This window comes from Endozoicomonas sp. ONNA1, assembly GCF_024606325.1.
Taxonomy (GTDB): domain Bacteria; phylum Pseudomonadota; class Gammaproteobacteria; order Pseudomonadales; family Endozoicomonadaceae; genus Endozoicomonas_A.
The window spans coordinates 1-1,182 of the sequence record NZ_JAHHPN010000989.1 but is presented as its reverse complement, the minus strand read 5'-3'; the positions used below and the strand labels follow the sequence as shown (position 1 = coordinate 1,182).

Here is a 1,182-nt window from a genome sequence, read left to right as displayed (position 1 = left end):
GGCTGCTGATAATCCGCTGAAAAAACAGGCTGATATGGCAATTGCTCGCTATCAGACTTATAAGGTTAAGTATGACGAAAAACACACGGATGATGAGCGTTTCTTTCTCAACATCAGCTTTTGGAAGCATCTTCGAGCTGAAGCACCTGAATTCTTCTTGTTGAATGAAAAAAGTGCATCCACTGCCACTGATGATGGCAAGCCAACAGAAGAAAAACCTTTAGTAAATCGTGAAAAGTCTGCTTTGGGAAAATTCCAAAGAGATCTTGAATCATTGGATGCTGCAGAAACAAAATCCAGCTTCGGTGGTGAAGATTATGGTCTCAATAAGGGGCTCCTTAAAAGCGCTGGACAAAGCCTTAATCAAGCAAGGGACTTATACGTAAAAAAGCTTGCTAGAACTTGAAGATGCGAAAATTAAGGATGCCATTCTTATTGAAAAGGAAGTGATAGATGAGGCTACCAATGTAGCTAAAAAGATTAAGGTGGCTCCCGATGCAATCGTACTAAAAGGCTTGGACTTATCTGACGAAGGCGTTAGAAAAATAGTTCTTGAGAAGCTCGCTAAGGTTGAAGAAGTCTTTGAATTAATGGTGGATGGCAATGGTAAAATGGCTGAGCTTGGCTTTAAAACCAGAGTATTTGAACTGGGTGGTTTAGGTAGTGGCTTTAAAGAAGGTGAGACATTGCCTGTGATAGCATCAGCTGCGACTGGAGACGCTCTTGATAAGAGGGCATACGGTACCGTTGTTCTTTCTGAGAAATCCAGTGTCGTGCATCAAGGTTTTGGTACAAAGGAACGAGCCCTCGATGCGTTTGTTGCTAAAGAAGGTACGTCTGTACGTGTCGCGAAAGATGGAGCTATACGATCTACAGTCATCTATCTGAAAGATGTTGATGAAGTAACGGGTGTTGATATCGAGAGTGATGGAATCAAAATCAAGCCTGTTAATACTTTTGTAGACTTGATTGGTGTTCTTCCCGAGAAATTGGAAGTTATGGAAGCAACCAAGAGTGAGAATGGTAAAAAGGTTTATCAGCCTGTTGCGCGAAAATCCACAGTAGCGGTTATCGAAGGTGCCAAAAAAGGTACTGTTAACTTAAAAGGCTATGAAGATGTTCATGTCAAAGGTTCTAGGTTAACCGTTCGGCAGTTAGGTGTTGCGGAAGATGGTGTTACTC

Annotated in this window: 2 protein-coding genes; both read left to right on the top strand. The window is 41.9% G+C overall.

Translation table 11 applies throughout. The annotated features are described in order from the left end of the window. On the top strand, positions 1-406 hold a 406-nt coding region (locus tag KDK19_RS23840; RefSeq protein WP_257293099.1), incomplete at its 5' end, for a hypothetical protein. Further along, the coding region (locus KDK19_RS23835; protein ID WP_257293098.1) for a hypothetical protein at positions 393-1,182 on the top strand (790 nt) is incomplete at its 3' end. The genes KDK19_RS23840 and KDK19_RS23835, both read left to right, overlap by 14 nt.